General features: G+C 70.5%; 12 protein-coding genes and 1 pseudogene. 1 reads left to right on the top strand and 12 read right to left on the bottom strand.

Annotation, left to right across the window (positions count from 1 at the left end; genetic code table 11):
• Positions 1-31: 31 nt before the first annotated feature.
• Positions 32-355: pseudogene (locus G3I60_RS06045) on the bottom strand (zinc-binding dehydrogenase); the annotation flags it as partial.
• A gap of 122 nt (positions 356-477) precedes the next feature.
• On the opposite strand from G3I60_RS06045, the gene sigJ reads away from it, so the two are divergent.
• Positions 478-1,368: an RNA polymerase sigma factor SigJ gene (gene sigJ / locus G3I60_RS06050; protein ID WP_164293899.1), complete on the top strand. Its 891-nt coding sequence runs from the start codon at positions 478-480 to the stop codon at positions 1,366-1,368.
• A 56-nt stretch (positions 1,369-1,424) separates the two neighbouring features.
• Here the strand turns inward: sigJ and G3I60_RS06055 are convergent, their stop codons facing one another.
• The 11 genes from G3I60_RS06055 to eccB all read right to left on the bottom strand — a co-directional run bounded on the left by G3I60_RS06055 (position 1,425) and on the right by eccB (position 24,514).
• Positions 1,425-1,931 (bottom strand): O-acetyl-ADP-ribose deacetylase, encoded by a 507-nt coding sequence (locus G3I60_RS06055; RefSeq protein WP_164293900.1) that lies wholly within the window; start codon positions 1,929-1,931, stop codon positions 1,425-1,427.
• Between the two features lie 117 nt (positions 1,932-2,048).
• Positions 2,049-3,491 carry a hypothetical protein gene (locus tag G3I60_RS06060; protein ID WP_164293901.1) on the bottom strand — a complete coding sequence of 481 codons (1,443 nt, stop codon included), beginning with the start codon at positions 3,489-3,491 and terminating at the stop codon, positions 2,049-2,051.
• A 124-nt stretch (positions 3,492-3,615) separates the two neighbouring features.
• The gene (locus tag G3I60_RS06065) at positions 3,616-6,702 is read right to left on the bottom strand and encodes a hypothetical protein (RefSeq protein WP_164293902.1); all 3,087 of its coding nucleotides are present in this window, start codon (positions 6,700-6,702) and stop codon (positions 3,616-3,618) included.
• 112 nt (positions 6,703-6,814) lie between these two features.
• Entirely contained in the window at positions 6,815-17,560 is a 10,746-nt protein-coding gene (locus G3I60_RS06070) for a toxin glutamine deamidase domain-containing protein (RefSeq protein ID WP_164606760.1), read from the bottom strand.
• A 6-nt stretch (positions 17,561-17,566) separates the two neighbouring features.
• Positions 17,567-17,887, bottom strand: coding sequence for a hypothetical protein (locus G3I60_RS06075; RefSeq protein WP_138355673.1), 321 nt, complete (start codon positions 17,885-17,887; stop codon positions 17,567-17,569).
• The gene (locus G3I60_RS06080; RefSeq protein ID WP_138355671.1) at positions 17,884-18,396 is read right to left on the bottom strand and encodes a YbaB/EbfC family nucleoid-associated protein; all 513 of its coding nucleotides are present in this window, start codon (positions 18,394-18,396) and stop codon (positions 17,884-17,886) included. Before G3I60_RS06080 ends, G3I60_RS06075 begins: the two co-directional genes overlap by 4 nt.
• Before the next feature lie 70 nt (positions 18,397-18,466).
• Positions 18,467-21,310: an AAWKG family protein gene (locus G3I60_RS06085; RefSeq protein ID WP_164293904.1), complete on the bottom strand. Its 2,844-nt coding sequence runs from the start codon at positions 21,308-21,310 to the stop codon at positions 18,467-18,469.
• Between the two features lie 58 nt (positions 21,311-21,368).
• The gene (locus G3I60_RS06090) at positions 21,369-21,860 is read right to left on the bottom strand and encodes a type VII secretion system-associated protein (protein WP_164293905.1); all 492 of its coding nucleotides are present in this window, start codon (positions 21,858-21,860) and stop codon (positions 21,369-21,371) included.
• A 123-nt stretch (positions 21,861-21,983) separates the two neighbouring features.
• On the bottom strand, positions 21,984-22,304 hold the full coding sequence (locus tag G3I60_RS06095) for a WXG100 family type VII secretion target (protein WP_138355667.1): 321 nt from the start codon (positions 22,302-22,304) through the stop codon (positions 21,984-21,986).
• Between the two features lie 117 nt (positions 22,305-22,421).
• Positions 22,422-22,772: a WXG100 family type VII secretion target gene (locus G3I60_RS06100; RefSeq protein ID WP_239069566.1), complete on the bottom strand. Its 351-nt coding sequence runs from the start codon at positions 22,770-22,772 to the stop codon at positions 22,422-22,424.
• Positions 22,773-23,017: 245 nt separating this feature from the next.
• Entirely contained in the window at positions 23,018-24,514 is a 1,497-nt protein-coding gene (gene eccB, locus G3I60_RS06105; RefSeq protein ID WP_164293906.1) for a type VII secretion protein EccB, read from the bottom strand.
• Between the last annotated feature and the right edge of the window lie 51 nt (positions 24,515-24,565).

A 24,565-nucleotide genomic window follows, 5' to 3' on the forward strand; every position in this document is an offset into this window, starting at 1 on the left:
GCAGACACGGCCGGCCCCGCATCCGGGAGCCTCAAGGAATCAGAACGACCTTGCCGCGGTTGGCCCGCGCCTCGATGATCTCGTGCGCCCGCGCGACCTCGGCCAGCGGAATCTCGGCGTGCACCGCGGGCCACAGCCGCCCGGACAGCGCGAGCTCCCACAGCAGCTCGCCGTGCCGGTCGTACAACTCCCGCTGGGTGGCCGAGAATCGCGCCATGGTGAGACCGGTGATGATCTTGGCGCCCGCGAGGAGATCGAAGGCGGGGACCGTGCCACCACCGGAGCCGAAGAAGACCATCCGTCCGCCGGGCGCGAGTGCGGCGACAGCCCGCGGGAGGAGCTCGCCTGCGACACCACGGAGAGCAGCGAATAGCGCGCCGGGACCGTGCCAGGATCGCGCCGGGACCGTTCTCCGGTCACATCGACGGGGCTTCGCGGGTCATGGATAGGACACCGGGCGACGGGAGAATGTGACCGATGAACGACGAAGCGTTTCTCGCGGAGCGGTTCGAGGCCCACCGCACCCATCTGCGCGCAGTGGCCTACCGCATGCTCGGTTCGCTGAGCGAAGCGGACGACGCCGTGCAGGACGCGTGGCTGCGGGCCAGCCGCGCCGGCACCGACGGTGTGGAGAACCTGGGCGGCTGGCTGACGACCATCGTCGCCCGGGTGTCGCTCGACACGCTGCGGTCGCGCACCACGCGCCGCGAGGACCCGTTGGACGTCCATGTGCCCGACCCGGTCATCAGCAGCGCGGAAGGACTCGACCCCGAGCACGAGGTGCTGCTGGCGGACTCGGTCGGTCTCGCACTGCTCGTCGTCCTGGAGACGCTGCCGCCCGCCGAACGGCTCGCCTTCGTCCTGCACGACATGTTCGCCGTGCCGTTCGACGACATCGCCCCGATCGTGGACCGCTCCTCCGCCGCGACCCGGCAGCTCGCCAGCCGGGCCCGGCGCCGCGTCCAGGGAGCGGCGCCGGCTCCCGACGCGGACCTGAGCCGTCAGCGCGAGGTCGTCGACGCCTTCATGACCGCGGCGCGCGGCGGTGACTTCGACGCGCTGGTGGCGGTGCTCCACCCCGACGTCCTGATGCGGGCCGACATCGGCACCGGCTCCGAGGCCGGCAAGGTCTCCCGGCTCATCCGCGGCGCACGGGAAGTGGCTCAGCAGGCGGTCACCTTCGCGGCCTACGCCCCCTACGCCAGGCCCGCGCTCATCAATGGAGCACCAGGGATCGTCACGGTCCCCGACGGCCAGCTGTTCTCGGTCATGGGCTTCAACGTCGCCAACGGCAAGGTCACCGAGATCAACCTCCTCGCCGACCCGGACCGGCTCGCCAAGCTGGAATGGGAACTCCTCGGCGACTGACCGGGCTCTCCCGCTCCCGCCGCCCGCCGCCCTCCGCCCTCAAGGGGGCGGCGGCATCAGGCCTGTGCGGCGAAGACGTCGTAGGCGTCCTGGTCGAACAGCACGAACCGGGCCTCGGTCACCGCCGTCTGCGCCGCCCCGACCGTCGCCAGGGCGATCCGTGCCCCGTCCTCCATCGGCCATCCGTACACGCCTGTGGAGATCGCCGGGAAGGCCACCGTCCGCGCTCCCAGCTCGTCGGCCACCCGCAGCGACTCCCGGTAGCAGGACGCCAGCAGGTCCGAACGGTCCTCGTCCGGCGACCAGACCGGGCCGACGGTGTGGATCACCCAACGTGCGGGCAGCCGTCCCGCGGTGGTCGCCACGGCCCGGCCGGTCGCCAGCCCCTTCCCGTAGTGGGACGCCCGCAACGCACGACACTCCGCCAGGATCTCGGGCCCGCCCTTGCGGTGGATCGCCCCGTCCACTCCCCCGCCGCCCAGCAGCGAGGAGTTGGCGGCGTTGACGATCGCGTCGGCGTGCTGTCCGGTGATGTCGCCGAGGGCGAAGGTGATGTCGATCATGAGCCATCCTCCCAGACCCGCGGACGTCCGGGCCGGCGATTTCACCGCCGCCACCGGGAAGCCGTCCCGTCCGGTCCGGCGGAACGGCTCGTGCCGCACCGCCGGGCCGGACGTCGTTCACCTGCCCTTGCAGTCCACCTTGACCTGGCCGACGGCGATGTGACGGTTCGTGTTGCCACTGCCCCAGTCCACGCCCCGGTTGTCCAGGAAGACTTCGAGCCGGGGCGTCGCGATGTTGTACGTACCCCCGTTGACCCAGCGGCCGGGGTTCGCGGCCTGGTCGATCTTGAAGTACCCGAGGTGGTCGCTGGAGGACGATCCGCGGACCGCGTAGTGGGCGGGGTTGCCGCCCACCATGGTGATGTCCTTCGACGACGGGACGTACACATAGACCGTGCACGTCCCGCTCTTCACCGAGCCGGTGGAGAACAGCCAGCTCGCGTACTGGCCGCTGTCGGCCTTGGTCGCGGAACCGCTCATCGGCATGGCGTTGAAATCACCGTCGCAGCCGTTGCCGATCCAGCCGGAACTGCCGTACCGCCAGCCCTTGGTGCCGTCCTTGTACGTGCCCTTCACGGTCAGTCCGCCGCTTCCGCAACCGGGACCGATCAGCATGCTGAAGACCGGTACGGAAGCCGCCGGACGCGAGTTGGCGGGGCCCGTCGTGCCGCTGCCGCTCGGCCGGCCCTGCGGGGCGCCGGTGGAGCCGTTCGGCGCCGCGCCGGACGCGCCTCCGGAACTGGCGGAGCCGGAGGAGCCGCCGGAACCGGACGTCTGCGGCGGCCCGTCCGGCAATGCCTGCCGGTTGGTGTTGCCCTGGCCCGAGGGCGCGTCACCCGCCGGTGCGCCGGCCTGCGGCGGACCGCCGGCTGTGCCCTGGGTGGGCGCCCCGCCCGGATTACCGGTCGTCCCGGGCGATGCGGAGGACTGTGTGCCCGGGACCAGGCCCGGCAGCGTGCTGTCGGGGCCGATCGGGCTGCCGTCGGCGAGTTTGGCGGTGTTCTTGGCGGGAGCGTCGTCCGAGCCCGAGACGAGGAACGGCACCGCGACCAGGAGCAGACCCACCACGGCGGCCGCCGCGAGCATGGGCTTGCCCGGACGGCCCGGCACAGAAGCCAGCAACCCACGCGGACCACTCCCCGTACCGCCCGCGGCCACAGCGGCCGCCTCGGCCTCGCCTTCCGCCACGCCCTCCGCGGTCGCGGTCGCGGTCGCGGCAGCGGCAGCCGTCGCCTCAGCGGTCGCGCCTTCCGGAGCACTCGCGGCTGCCGCGGCCGGCTCCCGCTCCCCCGTCGCTGCGGACGCGGACGCGGGTACGGTGCCGGTCGCAGGATCCGGCGCGGTGACGGCAGCGGCCACAGTGGCCGGAGCGACCGGCACCGCGGCTGGGGTCGCGGAGGTCGATGGGGTCGCGGAGGTCGATGGGGTCGCGGCAGCGGCGGTCGCGGCAGCGGTCGCGGCGGCCACCGCCGGTATACCGGCACCCGGCATCGCCGCGCCGGGCAGCGCGCCCGCGCCCGGTTCACCGCTGACGACGGGGAGCACGGCGGCGTGCAGCACGGCGGGGCGTGCCTGCTCGGCACCTGACTCCCCGCTCGTCGCCGGACGTCCGCCTCCGTCACCTGACTCGTTCTCAGGCGTCCGAGGTGTAGAGGTACTCATGGTGCTGACCTGCTTTCCAGGGTTACGAGGCGGAGAGGTACGAGCCGAGTCGGCCGGTGCATTGCCGCGGCCAGGCGGTCGCGGAGGACGCGAGGTCGGTGCCGCAGCGGGCCGCCTCCTCCAGCCGGGAGAGAGTCGCGGCGGGCAGCGATCGTCCGCCGGCGCCGGACGGGGTCTCATGGAGCAGCAGCCGCCCGGGGAGTTCTCCGGTGGCGGCGTGGACGGCGCAGACGAGCAGCCGGGTGCCCGGCAGGATGACGATCTGTTCGGGAGCGCCGCCGCTGTCCGGCGCACCCAGCAGGGCGCCGGTGCGGCGACCGGTCGTGGTGTGGACCGCGTAGCGCCCCACCGCTGCCGGAAGGTACCGGGCGGCGGAGGCTGCGGGCAGCGCGGTGACGGGTTCCCGCACCAGGAGCGATCCGCCGGTTTCCTGCCCGCCGGCCGGATCGGTGCCGGGGTCCCAGGCTCGCAGCACCGGGCCGCGGTACACCGGCAGCCGTCGCAGTCCGGCGGTCAGACAGGCCCAATAGGCCGCGGTCCCCGCGTCTGCGCGCCGCATGCCCGCCACCAGGGCTTCCGGGCCGAACGGATCGGCGTCGCCGGAACCCAGGAAGAGGTGCGCGGCGCCCAGTTCGACCCTGGCCACGTCCTCGTCACGGGCCCGCAGTGCCGGCATCCGGACCATCGCCCGGGATACCGCGCCCGCATGCCGCTCCCAGCGGTCGCCGACCAGGTCACGAAGGGCTGCCCGGTCGGCAGCGGTGCACGCCGGTACGGGCCAGGACTCCGCCTGCAGCGCTTCGGACTCCGCGGCGGGAGGGGAGAACGAAGGCGCACTCACCGGGAGTGCCGGCGTCGAGGATGGCAACACTGGGAGTGGCGGCACCCGGGACGGCGGTGACGCCGGGGACGACGGGACCGGTGCGGCCGACCGGACTACCGGTGCGGCCACGGCAGCCGCAGATGCCGCAGCGGTCGCGGGACCGCCTGTCGCGGCTACCGCGGGCTCGGTCACGGACGCCTGTGCCCCGCCGAAGGAGGGCACGGTGGCGCTGCTGGTCGTCAGGGGTACCGGGGCCGGGGGTGTCGCGGGTGTCGCCGCTGCCTGCCCGTCCGGCTCCCGCGCCGGCGACTCGCCGCCCGTGAGGGGCGCGGAGTTCGGCGAAGCCGTCCGGTCCGGTGCGACGAGCGGCTCCGCCGTCGAGGCCAGGACGGATGCAGGCAGCTCGGATCGTCCTTTGCTCCGGGTGTTCTCCAGGCGATGTCCCACGGACAGGGCGGGAACGACGGTGCGGCCCGCCGTCGACGCTCCCTCCCGGGTCGCTGCACCGCCGGTGGCGGACGGCGACGCGGCCGGCTGGGCGCTCAGCGATGCCTGGGATGAGGCGACCTGGGCGACGGCCGCAACTCCGCACGTCGCAACGGTGACCGAGCGGGCCGCCACGGCGGCGGCCGGCTCGGCCACCGTTCCCGTGGGAGGCGCGGCAGCGGAGGTCGGCAGTGGTTCGGGCGCTGTCCCGCGTTCCGGCCGTACCGCCCCGGTGACGGCGGCGGCCTCGTTGCGCGCGGTCGGGAAACCGTGCCCCCTCGGCGGGTCCGCCGCGAGGGTGAACCGCCGGCCGGACGCCAGTCGGCGCAGCGCGTGCCGGTCCTGGAAGGTGAAGGCGCCCTCGGCCGTCAGCAGGGCGTGGTCGCGGAAGTCCGGTTCCAACGCGTCCAGCACATCGGTCAGCGCCAGCCAGAACGTCGCGTCCTGGGCGGACTCGGTACCGGCCGCGGACACGACGACCACCGCGGTCTCCGGGTTCACCGGCCGGGCGCCGAGATCCGTGGGAAGCCCGTCCCCGGCGCCGAACCACAGGCCCCAGCGGGTGAGGAGGACGTTCCAGCCGTCGCCCAGATCGAAGGTGCCGTCGCCGATGGGGCGGGCCCCGCGGATGGGCGGGCTCCGCCAGGACATCGGCGAGTCCGGCGGGCGGATGCCGTCCGCACCGACAGGGGCGCAGGACACCGACTCGACGAAGGGGCGCCAGAGCGCGGCCCCGTCGGCGCCGCCGACCAGCACCTGCGTCCGCCGGACCGCCGTCTTCCGCGTCGCGCTCTCCGCTGCCTCCGGTGCGGCACTGGTGGTGGACGTGGCGAGGGGCAGTCCCGTCAGCACCTCGATGTCCGCGCCCAGCAGGTCCGCCACCTCGTACGCGGCCGGGAGCAGGTCCCGGTGGTCGGCGGGCGCCAGCCGCAGGGCGGTGCGGGACCGGGCCGGCAGCGCGGCGAGCAGTTCGGCGAGATCCCCGGCGGGTACGGGGCGGCTGCGGGCGCTGCCGACGAGCAGGGTGGGGCGGTCCGCGTCGGCGGGCACCGCGAAGGCCAGGTCGCCCGCCGCCGCGGCGGACGACTCGGCGGGTCGCAGAAGCAGGCCCGCGGGTATCTGTTCGACGACGCAGCCACCGACGTCACGGGTCCCGATCCTGGCGATGTCGGACTGCCAGGCCGGGGCCGGGTGCCGCCGGCCGAGCGGCGCGGGCGGGAGACCGGGGGCGCATTCCCACCAACCGCCGCCGGGAGAGGCGGGGTCGGGGACGAAGAGGGTGCCACCGGGTGTCACGACCGCCGGCGCGTCGGGCGCCACGACGGTGAGCCGCCAGGCGTCGGCGAGTTGCTGGGCCGGCGAGGCATGGCCGGGCTGCCCGGCCGCCGCTCCGGACATCACGAGCCGGACGCGCTCGCAGCCCTCGCCCGTCAGCCGCCGCAGTGCCGCGCCCAGCGCGGGCCAGAGGGCGTCGGCCGCCGTATCGGGCACGGCGACCAGCACCGTCGGCAGCCCGGGCACCGGCTCTACGCGGCCGGCCAGCGCGATCAGCGCGTCGGTCTGCTCGGCTGCGGCCCCGGGGTCGCACAGCAGCACGGTGCTGCCGAGCCGATGTGTGCCGGGTGCGCACGCTTCCGGTTCGCCGGTGCCCGGGCCGGTGGCTGCCAGGGCGACCGCGGTGGGCCGGCCGATCGCCGGGGCGGGGGCACCGGCGGCAGCGTCCGGTGTCCCGTCGGTTCCTGGTTGCGGCCGCTCCGCCGCACCGAACCAGCGCGGCAGCGCGGGACGTCGCGGCGTCATACGACGCTCCGCGGTCCGACGCGCGGGCGGCAGCCGTGGCGGCCAGTTGTCATGCGTGTACTCCGATGTCCGGTGCCTGCGATGGTGTGCGTACGACCGTGCGCGCGGCGGATCACACTTCCGTCAAGGTGATCAGCTCGTACTTCCGTGGCTCCAGCGCGCCGTTCGGCCCTGGGACGTACCGCGTTCGCCACTCCCGCCCGGTGATCCGGAACCGGGCACCGGGGAGGAAGGTGACCTCCCCCTCCCCGTCGATCGCGGAGAAGGGGTGGATGTCCCGCCCGTTGGCTCCGTTCGGCGTGATCTCCAGGAGCACGCGGTGCGTCATGGGCAGCAAAGGGTTGTCGGTCGCGAAGCCCAGCGCAACGTCATGGTCGGTGCTGCTGCTCGCGATGCTGCTGGTCGTCACGGTGTCACCGGAATAGGTGAACATCAGCGAACCCAGGACCCCGAGTGACGTCGTGTCGGCGCCGGCCGCCCAGTCACCGCGCCACAAGGGTCCGGCGGTGGCGCCGGGAAGGATACGGAGCGCCTCCACGGCCATGTCGGCGTGCAGCTTGGCCTCCTTGACGATGCGGGGCAGGAGTTCGTCGACCCTCGCGTAGAGCTCCGCTTCGAGTCTGCCTCTCGTCACGAGGTCGGTCGCGGGAGCCGCGTGGAAGTCCCTGATGTTCTCGGCCACGGCCCGGTCGTGGAAGAACATGCTGGGGAGCTCCGGATCCGTCCCCGCCAGTTCCTTGGCCACGAAACCCCGGAGCTTGAGGCGAGCGGCGACCGAGATCGAGTCCAGGAGCGGAACCCTGCTGTCCGCGCCCAGTTGCCTCTCGATCGCCAGGTTGATCAGCGTGTGGTTGCTTCCGGTGTACGCGAGCAGCGCGATGATGTGCGCCTTGTTGAAGGTCACCACGAGGTCAGCCGCATCGAGGTGGTGGGCGGTGAACCAGTCGGCGAGTTCGGTGTTTCCCGAACTTCCGGGGGTCACGCTCTCCTCGAACAGCTCCCGTGTCAGATCCGTCGCCAGCTCCAGCGGATCGTCCGCCTGGGGATCGAGCGGATCACGCTCGAGCGCCAGGAACCCTTCGGGGCTGTGCGCCGCATCGCGGTAGAGAAGTTCGTGCGGCAGCAGGCCGTACCGCCAGGGGATCGGGTCGGGGTTGTCCGGTCCCAGCCGGTCGGCCACGGGTATCTCGCGGAAGGTCCGCATGTCGAAGGCCGGTCCGAGCGCGCTGAGGCTGCGGTACATCGACGCCGCGTCGGTCAGGTCGAACTTCCGGCCGCCCTCCCCCTCGAAACCGGCCATCTGCGCGCCGCGCAGGATCTCGTACAGCGAGTGGTCGTTGTGCAGGCGCATCCAGCCGATGAGGCCGACCAGGAATTCCGCCTGGGTCGCGCCGCTGACGTTGAGCCACTGGAACGCGCTGAGCATTCTCGTCGTGGTGCCGGACAGTCCCGCGATCACGGGGATGCCGCGCTGCTCCATGTCCCGGGTCCAGCGGGACTCGGCCAGCGTGTAGTAGGCCTCGCCTCCGATCGACCTCAGCGGCAGTTCCGGCCCCGAGACCGGAAGTCCGTTGATGAACGGCGGGAGGTCACCTTCCCGCGGCCGCATCCGCGCCTCCACCAGGACCGTCACTTCGTGGAGGGTGAAATGGCTCTCGAAGGCTCCGGGCAGCTCCACCGACGCCCGGTACCTCACGTTCACCGCCCCCGGCGTATCGCGCATGATCTGTTCGATGTCGGGCAGTCCGTTGGGCAGTCGGGGGACGGTGGCGAGTTCGGCGGCGGCGAGGTCGACCCCGAGAATGCGGACCAGCTCCTGATGGTCCTGGAGGAAGCGCAGTTCCCGCCCGCTGAGTTCGGCCTCGTGCCGCTCCAGTTGAGCCGGTGTGAGCTTCCCGGAACCGAACTCGTGGTCGTCCACCGGGCGGGCCGTGCGGTACATCTGGCTGAGCACCATCTCGACCAGGCTCGAGGTCGCACCGTCCTTCGACAGGATCAGATTGCCCAGCGCGAAGGGATCGTTGGCGAACATGTAGGCCTGCCCGGGGAGCGCCCGCTCCAGGAAACCGTGGAAGTTCTCCCGCCGCGGTCCGTACAGCTGCGCCCGGTAGGACTTCAACGCGTCGACGTCGAGTCCCATTCTTCCCGCGGCGGCCCAGTCCTCGGTCCTCATCAGTTCGATCAGGGCCTTCTTGAACCCGCGGTCCTCCGCGGGAGTTCCCGCGTTGGAGGCGTAGTAGGCGGCGTTGTAGAAGGCGGTGAACTTCTCCCGCGGATTTCCGCCCGTCAGCATTTCCACGACATGGCCGTCGGCGAGACCGGTGCGCTGGATCTGGCCCGCACTGCCACGGTCGTTCTTGAGGAACGGCCGCAGGGATACGACCGCCGACGCGGTACCGAAGAACTCGTCAAGCCCGTTCTTGAGCCGTGCGAGGGCCTTGGTGACCGGCGAGTTGGTGTCCAGAGCGGGGCCGGCACCCCTGCTCAGCCGGTAGGCGTGCTTCGCGACCCGGGTCTCGAACGACTCGGCGGCTGCCTTCCAGCCGGGAAGCTCGACGGCCGGCCGCCGGGGGAAGAGCCGTTGCAGGCCCTCGCCCTCCCCGCCGGGCAGCATGCCGAAGTCACGGCCCGACGTGCCTTCCGCATGGTCGTGGTACAGCGACTCGTCGTACTGTCCCTCACCCCTGAGCAGCATGCCGTCACCGTCACGGACGTGCGCCCACACGCTGTGCCGCGACGAGTCGTCGGGCAGCGGCGGGGTGGTGTCGCCCTGCGTGATGTCGTGAACGGTCCGCTGCTGGGGGTCGATCAGCTGGATCCGCCCGTCGGCGGTGTGCAGCACCGTGACGGCGTGCCCGACCTCACCGTTTCCGGCGACGAGCACCAGAGCACGGGTGCCGGGGCCGCCGTCACGGACGAGCGTGCGGACCTGCTCCATGCCCTGGGGGCCCTCGCCGAAGTGCCAGGCGGGGCCCTGGAGCTTGCTCAGGGACCAGACGGCGAGCCGCTCGGGGCTGCTGCCGGGCAGCGTGCCGGCCGCGCGGGGGCGGCCGTCGAGGGTGTCCCAGAGGGACAGGTTCGCTTCCAGACAGTTCGCCCGGTCCTCGGTGGGTGCGACAAAGCGCAGCAACTCGGGGGTGACGTCCGGCAGTTGGCCGTCAGCGAGGTTCAGCGAGGCGACGTGGTCGTTCAGGGCACGGTGCTGTTCCGGGGTGGGCGGCACGAGTCCGCGGTCGATGAGTCCCCGGTCGCCCTGGGGGGCGTCGGTGTACGGGCGCTTGGCCGGTGGCGTCTCCTGCGACGGATCGGTGTGCGCGTCCGGGTCCGCGTCACGGAGTCGCTTCGTGCCCTGTGGGTGTTCCGGGGCTGCCGTGTCCTGGCCGCCGATGATGGCGAGGAACGTCTCGTCGGCGAGGGAACCGGGACGAGTGGAAGCCGTCGTGGAACCGGGACCGCCGGTCTCCGTCGGCAGTTCCGAGGAGAGTGTGCTCATGTTCCAGGCACTGCCGAGCAGGCCGTCGGAGGAAACGGTGTCCGGAACCGGTTCCGCGACGGCGCCCGGGACGGGTTCCGGGTTCGCCGGCAGGTCGTAGACGCCCATGTAGAGGGAGTCCACATCGCCGTACTCGATGAATCGCGTGCGGTTCGTCAGGAGTCTGGAGGCGTTCGGGCGTTCGGCGCCGTCGGCGACCTTCACCTGACGCATCGCCCCTACGGGCTTGGGGTCCTCGATGATGGTGCTGTGGTCGGTGGCGTCGTTGAAGACGCCGATGCCACCGTCCCGGAGAGCGGAGTTGCGGAGATCGGAGCCGTGCGCCACGAGGATCTGGACATCGGCGGGAGTCCGCTCGTTGACCGCGCGCCGGTTGTTGTGGTCCTGGCAGATCTCCAGAGCGATGGTGCGATTGCCGACGGTGAACGTGGCTCTGTCGGTGACCTGACTGCCCGCGGCGTTGAACCCGTTGTAGAGATCGTTGGCCAGGGCCTGCGCCTGCCGCTTCCGGTCCTCCTTCCAGTCGGCGCGGTCCTCCCGGCCGGGGGTATAGCCGTCGACGTCGAGTCCCTCCCGCATCTTGGTCGTTTCATGGACCAGCCGGCCGTTCAGCACCGCGGACGATCCGGCCTTGATGACGATGCCGTTCCCGGAAGGGTGCGGCTCCGCCCACACCGTCGACCCGGGAATGATCAGAAGATCCGGGTGCTCCCGGCTCAGGGCGACCATGGACGTAATGATCATTTCCTTCTCGCCCAGGGTGAACGGGACCTTCGGGCGCTTGAAGTACCACTCGGGGGCGGTGAACAGCCCCAGAAGGGCGTCCGGGTCGGCCTCCGACCGCTGCCGCACCAGAAAATCACGGTGCGCCTCGCGGACCCGGTCGCTCAGCATCTCGATGCGGATGTCGACCTCGGTGGCCGTGCTGGGCAGTCGTGTCATGACGCGGTCGTGCGCGGCCTCCGACTCACGGAGAAAGGCACCGTTCCGGTCCGTCATGGCGCCGGCCCCGTAGACGGCGATCCGCTCGAACCGCCGGGCAGGACCCGGATCGGGGGCGAGGGACGACCGCAGTTCGAGTGTGAGGTTCCTGCGGACCTCGTCCACCGATCCCCGCAGCCCGGCGACCGCGCCGGAACGGTCGCTGACGACGGCTGCTCCGGTGAAGTCCCGTTTCGTGCTCTCCCAGGCCTCGATGGCCTTCTGTACGGTGCCGAGCCTGCTCAGCCGGTCCTGCGGAGTGAGTGTCCGCTCCGATCCGGACGGTGCGTGGTAGGCGTCGAGAGCGGCATCGATGTCCCGCAGTCGCCGCGACCTCAAGGAGCCCGAAACCTCCGAGGACGCCTTCCACTCGGCGGTGGACGGCATCCTGGGCGGCGTGCTGACCGACGGGTTGTCCCGGTCCGTCGCACCGAGCGGCCCCTCCCGTCCTTCGTCGCCGCCCGCGTCCGCCACGTGGTGCGGCGACGGGTCCCGCTCGGGGAAGTCGCCGTGTGTGGGGAGGAATTCCAGCCGGTCGGGCGCGGGCGGGAGGTCGGCGAGACGCCCGGTCTGGCCGTCGAGGAGCACGACACCGTTCTCGTCGTGGACCACGTTGAAGACATGTGCGACGGGATCGCCGGCGGTCCCGACCACCACCATGCCCCGGGCCCCGGGCCCTGCCTGGTGCATCGCCGCCACGACCTCCGCGTACGAGGTGACGGTGACCGGCGGGCGGTCCCGGTAGTTGGCCAGGTCGTGGGCGGGGCTGAGCTCGCTGGGCGGGGCCTGGTGGCCGACGCCCTCGGACAGCGACAGATCGGTGGCGATCGCGGTCAGCAGACAGTTCGTCCGGGCCTGCTCGATCGTGTCCCGGAACGGGTTCACGCCCGGCAGCCACGGATAGTCCCGCTCCACCAGCCCGGCGCGGGTCAGCTCGTCGGACGAGCCCCCGTGCACGACGCGCTGCGTGCCCAGATCCGGTTCCGCTCCCACCGTCGGCAGGTGGTGGCCGCCGGACACGGCACCCAGGAGGTGCTGGGCAGCGCCGGGCAGGTCGTGGATGCCCATGTCGAGGTTGCGCACGTCGGCGTACGTGTGGAACTCACGCACCTCCGTCGCCGGCCTGGCATTCCCCGGCGGCCGCGGGAAGTGCACCATGGCCTCGTCGTCGACCCGGTGCACCGAGCGGACGGCGCCGGCCGTGTTCCCGGAGTGGTCCGAAGCATCGTTGTGGACGGCGATACCGCCCGCCCGCAGGGCGGAACGGGTGAGTGCGGCGCCGTGCGAGACAACGATCTGGAGATCGGCCTTCGGGGCTGCGCTCAATTCGTCGAACGCCCGGCTCTTGGCGTGGTCGAGGCAGATCTCGACGGTGATCGTCCGGTTTCCGACGGTGAAGGCCGCCGTGTCGGTGACGCCGGATCCCGCGCGGTTGAAGTCATGGGCGAAGTCCTCACCTCGCTTCTGCGCGACGGCCGCCCGGTCCGGGCCCATGGTCCGGCGGGTGTCCCGGTCCGGCGTATAGCCCGTGACGTCCATGCCCTCGGACTTCTTCGTCGTCTCATGGACCAGCCGTCCGTTCAGCACAGCGGACGTACCGGCTTTGAACGTGGTGTCGCCGCGGAAGACCTGCCCGTCGGCGGCAACGCTCCCGGGCGTGCCGGGCTCGGACCACACCGTCGATCCGGGCACGATCAGCAGCCCGGGGAGTTCCGCGCTCAGGTTGAGCATCGACGTGATGATCATTTCCTTCTCCCCGAGGGTGAAGGGGATCTCCGGTCGCTTGAAGAACCACTCGGGCGCGGTGAACAGACCCAGCAGGTCCTCACCCGGCGGATGCGCCTCCTGCTTGCGCACGAAGTCGGCGTGGGCCTCCCGGATCCTGGTCTCCAGCATCCGGACCCGGATGTCGGCCTCGCGGGCCGAGCCGGGAAGCTCCTGCCTCGCCGCCTCGTAGTCCGTCCTCGACTCCCCCAGGAACGTCCCGTCCCGCTCGGTCATGGCACCGGCGGAGTAAACGGCCACCCGGCGGTACTCCACGAACGGCAGGGGGTCGCCGGCCTGCGGACCCCGCAGGTCAAGAGCCAGCCGCACCCGCGCCGCGTCCACCGAGCCGCGCAGGTCCCGGACCGCGCCCACCCGCTTCTCGGTGATCTCCTCGCCGGTGAACGTCCGGTGCTTGTCCTCCCAGCTCTCGACGGCCGTCTGCAGGGCGTCGAGCCGGCTCCGGCGCTCGGACGGTGTGGCCGACGGGGCGGCGTGGAAGGCGGTGACGGCGTGGTCGAGGGCGGTCAGCGCGTCCGGCCGGGACGCCAGCGCCACACTTGACGAGCTCTTCCACTGCTTCTCGGACGGCACATCCGCCGGCCAGCGGTTCTTGCTGACGATGGCGCCCAGTGGCCCGCTTCCGCCGTCCGGTACGCCCTCATGGTGCGGGGTGGTCGGTTCGCTGAAATCGCCGTGGGTGGGAAAGAACTCCAGCCGGTCGGGGGCATGCGGGAGATCGGCGAGAAGGCCGGTCTGGCCGTCGAGGAAGACGATGCCGTTCTCGTCGTGAACGACGTTGAGGACGTGCGCGACGGGGTCGCCGGCGATCCCGATGACGACCATGCCGCGCGCGCCGGGACCGGCCTGGTGCATCGCCGCCACCACGTCCTCGTACGAGTGCACGGGCAGCGGAGGGCGGTCCTGCCGGTAGTTGGCCAGATGGTCGGCCGGACTCAGCTCCGCGGGCGGCGCCTGGTGGCCGACGTTCTCCGCCAGTGACATGTCGGTGGCGATCGCGGTCAGCAGACAGTTGGTCCGCGCCTCCTCGATCGTGTCCCGGTGCGGGTTCACGTCCGGCAGCCACGGATACCGTTCCGTCACCTGCCGGATCTGCTCCTGCACGGAACCCTTGAACACCACCTGCCGGTCGCCGAAATCCGGCGCGGGGTGCGGGGAGTCCGGGTGTGTGGCGCCCACCTGGTCAGGGCTGTGGAGAGCGGTCGGTGCCGTCGGCTCCTCGCTGGTGGTGTGGATCGGGGCGGGGACGTCCTGGTTCTCCCCGAGCTGGCGCTTGAGCGTCTGGTGGTAGCCCGTCGCCTGCTCACCGTCCACGCGCCGGGGCCGCTCCGCATCGAAGGTCGCCGGGTCCACTTCCAGCAGTTTGTACGAGCCGAATTCGGAGAGCCCGTCGAACGCCTCGTGCTTGAAGGACTCCCCCAGCACCTTTCCGTCCGGGCCGAGTTCTCCGTCCGCCCGGAGGGAGAGCAGCTCGACCCGCCGTGCCCACTCCTCGCGGGCCGACGTGTTCGCGAACCAGTCGCCGGGGTCCTGGAACATGCCCCGGGGCTTGCCGATCCCTGCGTAGGTGCGGTGGATGCTGTCCGTGTTGATGTCCTGGTGCAGGGCGAGGGAGTTGACGACGACGTCGGTCCGGTCCTTGTCGACGAAGTACTCACCCAGCAACCGTTCGGCCGCGAACAGGGAGAGGCCGCCCTGGGTGTAGTCGATGAGCACCACGCTCTTGCCGAGCGGGATCTCGGGGACGAACTCGTCGAAGTGAGCGAACAGCATGTCCCGCTGTTCGAGCGTCAAGGGAGCCGACGGTATGCGCTGGGGCCCCTGCAGGAACGCCTGGTACTGGATCGAGCCGGGGCTCTCCGGCCCCGGACGGAACGCCGACAGGGGTATCGAGTGGGCCTGGGTCTCCGTGGTCGCGTTCACCTGAAGTGCCGCGATCACCGCGCCCGGACTGCGTCCGAGCCCGATGTAGACGTGCTCTTCCGGTGGATACGTCTCGGTGATCCTCCTGGCGAGCCCTGACACCGCCTGCAGGACCCGCTCCTGCGCCTCGGCGTGCTTCGCCGAGGACTGGGCGGCGAGTTCCGTCCTGAACTGCCGCGCCTGATCAGGTGTGTAGACGACGGGAGCGTCCCGCGCGGTGTCGTAGAGGAAGTGGTCCAGGGCGTCCCGGATACCACCCGGCGGCAGCGCGATGCCGTGTTCCGCGAACCAGTCGGTGACCTTGTCGGGTGTGAGGCCCTCCTCGCCGTTCGGCCCCAGCAGTTTCACCGTCGCCGAGTCCTCGTAGCTCTGCCACGTGTATTCGCCCGCCCTCGGGCCCTCGGTGGGCACGTAGTAGCGGCCGGCGATCCGCAGGAGCGGCGGGGCCTGCACCGGGGGCTGAACGGGGGGCTGAACGACGGCGACGTCCGGCGTCGCCGTGACGACGGGGGTCTGGGAGTGATCCTGCGGCGTGGTCACATCCGGCGCGTGTGCGGTCTGGGTGCCCGGCAGGGCTCCCAGCATCCTGGTCGGCGGTGGCTGTACGGCGGCGGGGGGCTCGGTCGGTGGCGTGGTGGGCGGCCTTGTGGGGTCGTTCGCCGACGTCGTGGCCACGGAGACGGGCGCCTCGGTTTCCGGCGGCGCGGTGTGGTGGTCGTCTCCGACGGCGAGGTACTGCAGCTCCCCCGACTCGGTGTCCGGCTGAACCCGGGGGGAATCCGGCGTCCCGTCCGGATTCCCGTCCGGGGTTCCATCCGGCGTCACGTCCGGCGTCACGTCCGGGTTCAGGTCCGGCGAGGAGTCCGTCGTGGTGATCGGCGTCGGCGAGCTCTCGCCGCCCTCGGACGCACCGCTGCCGGTGCCGGTGCCGGTGCTGCGGGGAGTCTCCGCGGCGACGGGGGTGCCGCCGGGCTTCTCCTGCTGTCCGGATACGGTCCGGCCCGCGTTCCCCGGGGTTGCGGTCGTCGGGGTCGTAGGAGTAGTCGAGCTGGCCGGTCCGGAGGCCGTGGGAACGGCGATCGGTGCCGCCATGACGGGAACAGGAGGGCTGCTCTCCCCGTCGCCCTTGTCCGTCGTGGAGTCATCCGCGCCGGAATGAGCGTCCGGCGCACCCCAGTACTCCTCCCAGTCGCTGTCCGTCACTTCACTGAGGGGAAGCACGGGGAGCGTCTCGTCGGTCCCCGTTCCGGTGGTGGAATCGCCGGTCGTGGTCGGGGCCTGTGTCGTTGTCGTGTCGCCGCCGGTCGTCGCGGCGGCCGCTGTCCCGCCGTTCCCGGAGCCCGCCGTGAGCCCTGTGGGAGGGGTACCGATGCCCGCTGCCTGCGGTGGCCCGCCGAACACCTTCTCGTGGAGCCCGACGCCGATATGACTGCCGGCGGTCTCCGCCAGATGCCCGAGCCGGCCCCCGACCACACCGGAGCCGAAGGTCAGCGCGGACGATTCGAAGGTGTGGTTCTCGCCGAAGATGAGGTTGTAGGTGCCCTCGGCCAGTACCTGGGTCACGCCCTCGGTCAGGCCCTGGCCGAGGTGATTGCCGAACGAGCGGGCCAGATCGCGGGCGAGCGTGTCGGGCACGCCCTTGCTCAGCGCCTTCATCAGGTCCTTGCCGATGACGCCTTCCAGCCCGGCCAGCGAGGTTCGCAGAGCGGCGGGCAGCGTCGACTTCCCGAAGTTGCCCAGCAGTTCTCTGGCCCACTTCTCACCTGCTGCGCGTGCGATCTCCCGCTCGCCCGCGGTGCCCAGCCGGTCGGCGAAGGCCTTCCCGACGTTCCTGGTGAGCGCGTTGGCCGCCGCTTCGCTGAGCGGGCCGTTTCCGCGGGTCAGCGCGGGGCCGAGGATGTCCCCCAACTCCTTGCCGAACGCCTTGTTCCCGAGGGTGTTGCCGACCGTGTTGCTGATCTCCCTGGAGATGTTCTTGCCGAAGAGGTTGCCGAGACCCTTCCCGAGCAGCCCGCCCACCGCGCCCATCGGCAGCGTGATCAGACCCTGGATGGCACCGAACTTCACCGCTTCGATCAGCGACTTGGTGTCGAAGTGGTCCCGGGTGCCCTGCAGCAACTGGATCCACTGGACCATGCTGTCCATCGCCGCACCCATGCCGATGCTGATGACTTCGTGCAGCAGGATCTGGCCGAGGATCCTGGCCAGCATGTTCTTCATGAAGAACTCGACGACGGCGCGGCTCGCCAGATACTCGAGGATCGAGGCGCCGCCGGTGAAGAAGGCGAGCGCGAGCGCGATGGCCAGCTCCAGCATCAGCTCGATGCACTGAGCGATGATCATGTACTTGGCGTACTGGATCTGGGTCGCCGTGTCCGAGGTGAACTCGGCGATCATGGCGGCCTGTCCCGACATCGACTTGATGTAGTCGATGCCGGTGCTGTTCAGGAAGGGCGCCATCGCCTCCCGGTACTGCTGCGCGGCCGGGCCGCTGAACGAGCCGGCGGTGTAGGACACGCAGTCGTTGAGCATCTGTGGCAGATCGTTGAGCCGCTTCTCCAGATCCCGGTGCACGCCGGCGAGCGCGAACATCTTGTCCTCGTTGCCGTCGGGCATCTTCATGCCGCTCAGCACTTCCATGAAGGACTTGAACTCCGACGGGATCTGGATCGCCACTGGGTGCTACTTCTTCCCGCTGTGGTGCGGCATGGCACCGTTCGCGTTGTTCTGGGTGTGCTGCAGCCGGGCGGCCCCGTCGAGAACGGTCTGGGCACTGGATTCGACGGCGGTGCCGTAGCCGGTGACCGCGTCCGCGAGTGCGCGTCCCGACTGGTCGTACTTCTCGCGGAACGCGGCGCCGATCTCATCGGTGCCCGCGTAGGAGGACCAGCCCTGGACACCCTGCGTGAAGTCTTTGATCATCTCGTGGACATAGGCGGACACATCGCTCGTCGTGACGGCCCCCGCCTTCATGCCGTGGGTCGAGGCGTTCAGGGCGCTCATCGTTCGTCCTTCCGGTCGGTGGGGAAAGGGGCTGCCGGGGCGGCGGGTTCGTCGTCCTCGGTGATCTCGTCGGAGAGTGCGGTGCGTGCGGGACCACTGCCCGAAGGGGGCCGGACGGGCGGGGTGGTCATCCCCTCCGCCCGCAGCGGTGCGAACAACTGCTCCCAGTCCAGGCCGCCGCCTCCAGCACCGCCACCGCCGAGCTGCTTCCCGCTCAACGGCTGGAAGGCCTCCAGCACCTGCTGGGCCACCTGCGCGCGGGCGTCACCGATCGTCTGCATGAGCACGGCCGCCAGTTCGGCGGACGGCATGGTGCGGTACTTCGTGTTCAGGAAGCGCAGTCCCGTGATACCGCCCTGTGCGTCCACGGTGACCTCCACCGTCCGGTCCTTGCTGGTGGAGGTGACCGCTGCGCTCTGGAACTCGCGTTGCAGCTCCATGATCTGGGCGCGGCGCTCCTCGAACTCGGCGAGCGACTTGTTGATGCTCTCCTCCATGGAACTGCCCACGGTGGTTCCTCCTGACTGCGGGTGCGGTGGGGTGCGGTTTGTGCGGTGCGGTGTACGGGAGGTGCGTGGGTCAGCGTCCGATGACGGCCGGTGCGCCGCCTTCGTCGGTGCCCCAGACGTCCTCGTCCGCCGCCAGCCAGGTGACGCGTTCCCGTTCGTCGCTCTGGGTTCCGGCACCGGGGGCGCCGCCACCGCCACCGCCCGGCGGCATCATCGGCATTCCGGATCCGGAGGTGGTCGCCGGACGGGCTCCGGCCTTGAGGGCGGCGGCCTCCTCGGCCGCCGCCAGTGCCGAGCCGGACGCACGCGTCGACGTGGTGCGGACCGCCGGCCCGCCGGCGGTCTCGCCCGGCGCGCCGGCCGGCCGCGATGACAGTCCGCTGCCGCCTCCCAGGCCGGGCGGCGGATGCGAAGAGCCCAGCGGGATCGGCGTGTTCAACGGTCCGCTGCGGTGCATGGAGTCCTGCAGCAATCTGGTGGCGTTCGACGGTGTGGTGGTCACCCGGCCGTCGGGAGCCGTGGTGTAGGTGCTGCCGTCCCGATAGGTGGTGGTCACCGTGCCGTCCGCCAGCTTCTTGGTGACCGTCCCGTCGGAGTAGGTCGTGGTGGTCGACCCGTCGTTGCCGTGCCGCACGGTGGGACCGCCCGGGTTGCCGGCCGAACCGTCGTCGGTGGCCCCGAGGTGAGTCGTGGTGCTGTGGCCCGACGGGTCCTTGGTCGTCAGCGTGCCGTCCTGGGCGAGGACAGTGCTGCTGCCGTCCTTGTGGTGCGTGGTGACCCTGCCGTCCTGGCCCACCTCGGCCGTGCTGCCGTCGGCATAGCGGATCGTCGAGGTGCCGTGCTGCAGATCGGAGACGGTCCTGGTGCCGTCCGGGTCCGTCGTGGTGACGATGCCCTTCGGGTCGATGGTGGTCTTCGTCCCGTTGATGTGCGTCGAGGTCGTGCTGCCGTCGGCGTTGTAGGTCGTGGTGCCGCCGTCCGGGTTGTGGACCACGGTTCCGGGTGGCGGGCGGGTGACCGTGCTGTGGCCGGACGCGTCGGTGGTGACGAGCTTCCCGTCCTTGGTATGGGTGGTGCTGCTGCCGTCCTGGTAGTGCGTGCTGGACGTGCCGTCCTTGGTGATGGTGGTGCGGGTGCCGTCCGGATAGGTGACGGTCTCACTGCCGTCCTTGTGCAGCACCGTGGTGGCACCGTCCGGGTTGACGGTCGTGGTGGTGCCGTCCTTGGCGATCGTGGTGGTGGTGCCGTCGGGGAACTTCGTGCTGCGGGAGCCGTCCGCCGGGTTGTACGTGGTCTGGCTGCCGTCCGGGTTCCGTACCGTCCGCGGACCGCCGCCGCCCGGATTGAGGGGGTTGCGCGGGTCGGAGCCGGGAGGGATGTGCGACTGGGGCGGCGGGGGCGGGAGCAGCACGTTGGGACCCCCTGCATGGGTCTGCCCGTTCCGCTCCGTCGTGATCTGACTGCCGTCCGGCCTGCGGACGGTCACGCTGCCGTCCGGGTTGTGTGTCGTGGTGCTGCCGTCGGGGTTACGGGTGGAGGTACTGCCGTCCGGGTTCTTGATGGTCCGACCGGGACCGCCGGGCGGCTTGATGTGCGAGGTCACCTGATTCGGCGGAATGTGGCCGCCCTTACCGCCTGGATCGTCCTTGTCGCCCGCCCCGCCGGACCCGTCCTTGTCCTTGGTGTCGTTGCCGTCCGGGTCCTTCTTGTCGTCGAGAGTCCCCTTCGTCACGTCGTCGGCGAGGTCCTGGGTCAGTGTGTGGATCACGCCCGGATTGAATCCGCCGCCCGTGACGGAGCTGCCGTCGCTGATGTCGTTCCAGGCATCGTTGAGCGCGGACAGAGCGATGACCACCTGGGCGTCGAGCTGCGCCTTGATGTTCAGTTTCCAGCGATTGACCGCCTCGTCCGCAATGGCCTTCCAGGTGGCCATGTCACTGAGCTTTCCCCATGTCGTCGTGGACTTGAACGTGCTCTCGCCCGTAGTGACGAACGTGCCGTACTGGATCTTCCCGGTGTTGTTCGCATTGACCCAGTCGACAATTTCGTTCAACAGAACAGTGGTGGTGTTGGTGGGCAGGTAGTGGGCACCCGATGTGCCCGCCGTCCCGTCCGGCAGCGTGGAAACCACTGTCGCCTTGTCGGCTTTGATCCACTTGTCCCATGCGGTCTGGAGGGTCTCCACACAGGTGTGCAGGGCGATCTGCGCCCGGATCAGCCCGTCCCCCTGCAGCGTGAGGCTTGAGTACGAGGGGTCGGTGACCGAATGATTGGTGGTGGTCCAGCCGGTCGGCTCCAACTGCTTCTGGTAGCTCTGATAAGCCGTGTCGAGTTCGTCGATCAGATGGGCGAACATTCCTGCGGCATTTCCCCGCCAGGCCGATTCCGGCTCACCCAGGCTCTTGGACCAGGCCGCGAGAGTGTCCGCGTGCGTCCTGAAGAACTCTCCCGCCCGGTCGAAAGCCCTGGCCGTCTTCTCGAAGCTCGTCAGATCGACGGCCGCGGTGTCGTCCACGATGTAGTCGAGACCGACGGAGAATCCCTTGGTGGTGTAAGGAGCGCTCTTGAGCTTGGCCAGTGCGTTTCCGTACCCCCAGTCGTAGACCCCCGCTATGCCACCGTTGCTGAAGTCCTGGCCGCGGGTCGCCCCGCTGAACGGAAAGTCGACCGTGATGTATTTGTAGGTGGGTTCGAGGAGAGTCACACTCCACGCCCCGTCCGGTTCGTCGCAGTACTTCAGCGTCAAGGTGTGGGAGGTCGACGGCGAACTCTTGGAAATGTTCACCTTGAGCCACGGGATCTCGCTGCTTCCGGGTATCTTCCCGACCTCCTCCCGGGTGGGTCCGACGAAGCCGGTGACCAACGCGACCGCCCCCTCCCAGGTGTGGGGGTCGGCGGGTGTTTTCTCTGCCATGACGGTGCGTCTCCAGAAGCAATGCGGAACAGGGCGGAAGGACCGGGCCGGTGGTGTTCTACGGCTTGGTCACCGGCGGCGGTACGGTCGGCGGGACCGTCGGCGGCTGGCCCTTGGGCGCGAGGTCCAGGTCCACGTCCTTCATGCCTTCCAGGAATTTCTGGCCGTCGATGGAATCGAGGTTGTCGCCCTGGGCTTTCAGGTATTTGTTGATCGTCGCCAGGAGGTCCTTGTTGATGTCCCTGAAGAGCTTCTCGTGCGACGTCATGACATCGCCGACGGACTTCGCCACCGCCACGGTGTTCGCGATCAGCGCATGGCCGACGATGCCCCCGCCGTCGTTTCCCATGTACCCGATGTTCAGAGGCGGGGAGAGATGAACCGCCTTGGTGTCGGCCAGCCGCTCGGCCATGTGAGGCATGGACGCGATGCCGTCGGTGGTGTCGTCCTGGATCGCCTTCAGATCATTGGCGAACGGCATCAGGTGGTCCTGGAGGAAGGTTTTCAGGGACGCCCCGTCGAAGTGCGTCAGGTTTACGGCCTCTGCCACGACTTGCTCCTGCTGGTTGTCCGGACCCCGCTGACAGGGTGGGGGAAGGGGGAGTCGGGTGCGGCGCCGGCTGTCGCCACGGGGGCGGGCGGCGGCCGGCGCCGCGGCTATGGGGGACCGGCGTCAGCCGATCTTCACGGAACTCCACATCTGCTGCAGGCTGTTCTCGGTGTACTTGTAGCTGTCCGAGATCTGGCCGAGCAGACCGGCGTGCGAGGTGAGCATCTGCTCCAGTGCCTTGACCGCGTTGTCCCACGCCTGCTGCTTGCCGGTGTAGGTCTCGGCGTCGGTACCGGACCAGCTGGCCTTCAGGGTGCTGAGTTCCTGGTCGAGACTGGCGATGGTCGCCGCGATGGCCTTGGTCTGCTGGACCATGTCGTCGGCGGAGTTGTTCATGGAGCTGTAGTCGACGTGGATGAAGCCGTCGCTCGTGTTGCCGGCCATAGGGGGTCTCTCCTCGGTGAGCGTGCCCGCGGTTCGCGGGCACCGTGCTGGGGGAACGATTCGTCAGGAACCTGATTCGGCCGGGGTCAGCCCTGGCCGACCGGAGTCGGCCAGGGATCAGCCCGTGATGGCCTTGAAGGCGGCCTCGGACCGGCTGAACGCCGAGTCGATGTCCTGGTTCGTGGACCCCTGCTGCTCGTTGTGCTTGGCCATGGTCTGGTTGAGCGTGTCGACCATGCTGTCGAGGTTCCGCAGGATCACGTCCACCTGCTCGTCCCAGGCGGTGAGCAGCTTCTGGAAGCCGCCGCCGTCGGAGCCCTGGTAGCCCGAACCGAGCGTGTGCTGCGTGGAGTTGACGTCGTTGCGGATCCGCATGATGCCGCTGAAGGCCTGCTCCAGCGCCGCGATACCGCTGCGGGTCGACGCGACGGACGACTTCTGCCCGTTCATGATGTTCCCTTCCGCCATGGAGGAGTCCTTCCCTGAGTCGGCACCGCTCTGACGGGCGGTGCTGAGGTCTGAGGTCTGGCGCCGCACATCTGACATGCGGAGTCGCGATGATCAAACATGTGACCGGGGAGAGTGCCGCAGGAACCGTCCGGTTCCACCGTGGCGCAATATATCCGGCCGAACTTCGACAACGTCTGATATCTGCCGTTCGTCAACTTCCCTTCCACCGGGCGTTGGTGCCGCGGCTCGGGTCCTGTACCGGGTCAGCCCCGGCACCCGGTGGAGAGAGGCGGAGCCGTCACCGTTCGCGCGGCGACAGCCGGATCCAGCGTCGGTCCGGTGGGGAGCATGGCCAGCAACCGGGACGGCACCCCCTGAGCGGCGGTCCCGTCGTAGCCCAGTGCCTTGGCCGTGGCCTTCGACGCCAACCGGTACTTCACTCCGGTGTCCGTGACCAGGTACGCGGTGGATCCGATGCTGCCGCCGCCCGCGCCCAGCGCCTGGACGAGTGCTCCTCCCCCGGCCGACACCGACACCTGGTCCACCGGCAGGCAGGCCGGCGCGGTACCCAGTCCGGTGGGCGCAGCGACCGTGGTGACCGCGGCCCGCGCATCCGGCACGACGGTGAGCCCGACACGGGGATTGGCCCCGTCCGGCAGCACCGTGACGCACAGTCCGTCTCCGTCCGCGGGTGCCAGCAGCCGGGGAGGCACCGCCGGCAGCCCGTCCGAGGCACCCGGAACCGTCGTCCCCCCGGTCGCGGGCGGCACGGCGCCCGCCAGCTGGTCGGCGCCCAGCGGCAGGGCCGTGGCCGGCCTTCCCGCGTAGGCGTGTTGTGTGGTCCGCGGGTCACCGAGCACCAGGGCCGCCACCGTCGCGGACACCGGCCGCAGTCCACCCGTGGTCATCAGGTAGTACTGCTCCTGGCCACCGGGCGGACGGACCAGGAAGACCTGCCCGACTCTCGTCGCGGCTCCACCCAGCGAGCGCCCGGAAGTGCCACCGCCGGAGATCTCCGGCGCCGTCAGATCGGGGCCGGCCGGCACACTGTCGAGGAACGCTCCGCTGACCGGGCGGGCAGGAGCGGACGCGTAGCCGAGTGCCTGTGCCGCGCCGTGGGCCGTGTCGAGCCGCAGTCGCTGATTGCGCCACAGGACGTACCGGGCACCGTCCGGAGCGGACACCAGCAGTGCCTGGTCGCCCGGGTCCCGGCCGGCAGCCACCGGGTCGGGACCGGAGCGCGGAGTCCCGATCCTCAGTGAGGTCCGCGCGAGCGGGGTTCCCGACGGGTCCGCGACCGTGGTGGCGCACACGAACCACATGCCCTGATTGAGATCACCGGGCGCGGGCAGTGCTCCCGGCGCACCGGCGATGCCCATCGGCAGTCCGTGCGGCAGCCCGCTCAGCGAACGGACCGTGACGGTCCGCACCTTGGGCTGCTCGCCGAGAATCAGCCGCACCGAGGCGTAGTCCGTGACGGGCCGCAGGGTGCCTTCGAGCAGCAGGTACCGGTTGCCGGTCTCCTTCTCCACGATCAGCGACCGGCCGTCTCCGAACGACTGGCCGCCGCCGGGCGAGAGCATGCCGTACAGCCCGAAGCCCACCGAGAGCAGCAGCGACACCGCGATGCCGACGCCCAGCCCGCGCATAGTGCGGCCCACCGGGCTCTCCGGGGCGTCCGGGTCCGCCCGCAGCATGCCCGAAGTGAGCCTGCCGACGACGAACATGTGCGCCTGTACCTGATCACGCCTGGACTGCATGATGTCCCTCCCCCGTTGTCGTCGAAGCCGTAGTCGCCGGAGCCGCAGTCG

This window comes from Streptomyces sp. SID13666 (genome assembly GCF_010548325.1).
GTDB lineage: Bacteria > Actinomycetota > Actinomycetes > Streptomycetales > Streptomycetaceae > Actinacidiphila > Actinacidiphila fildesensis.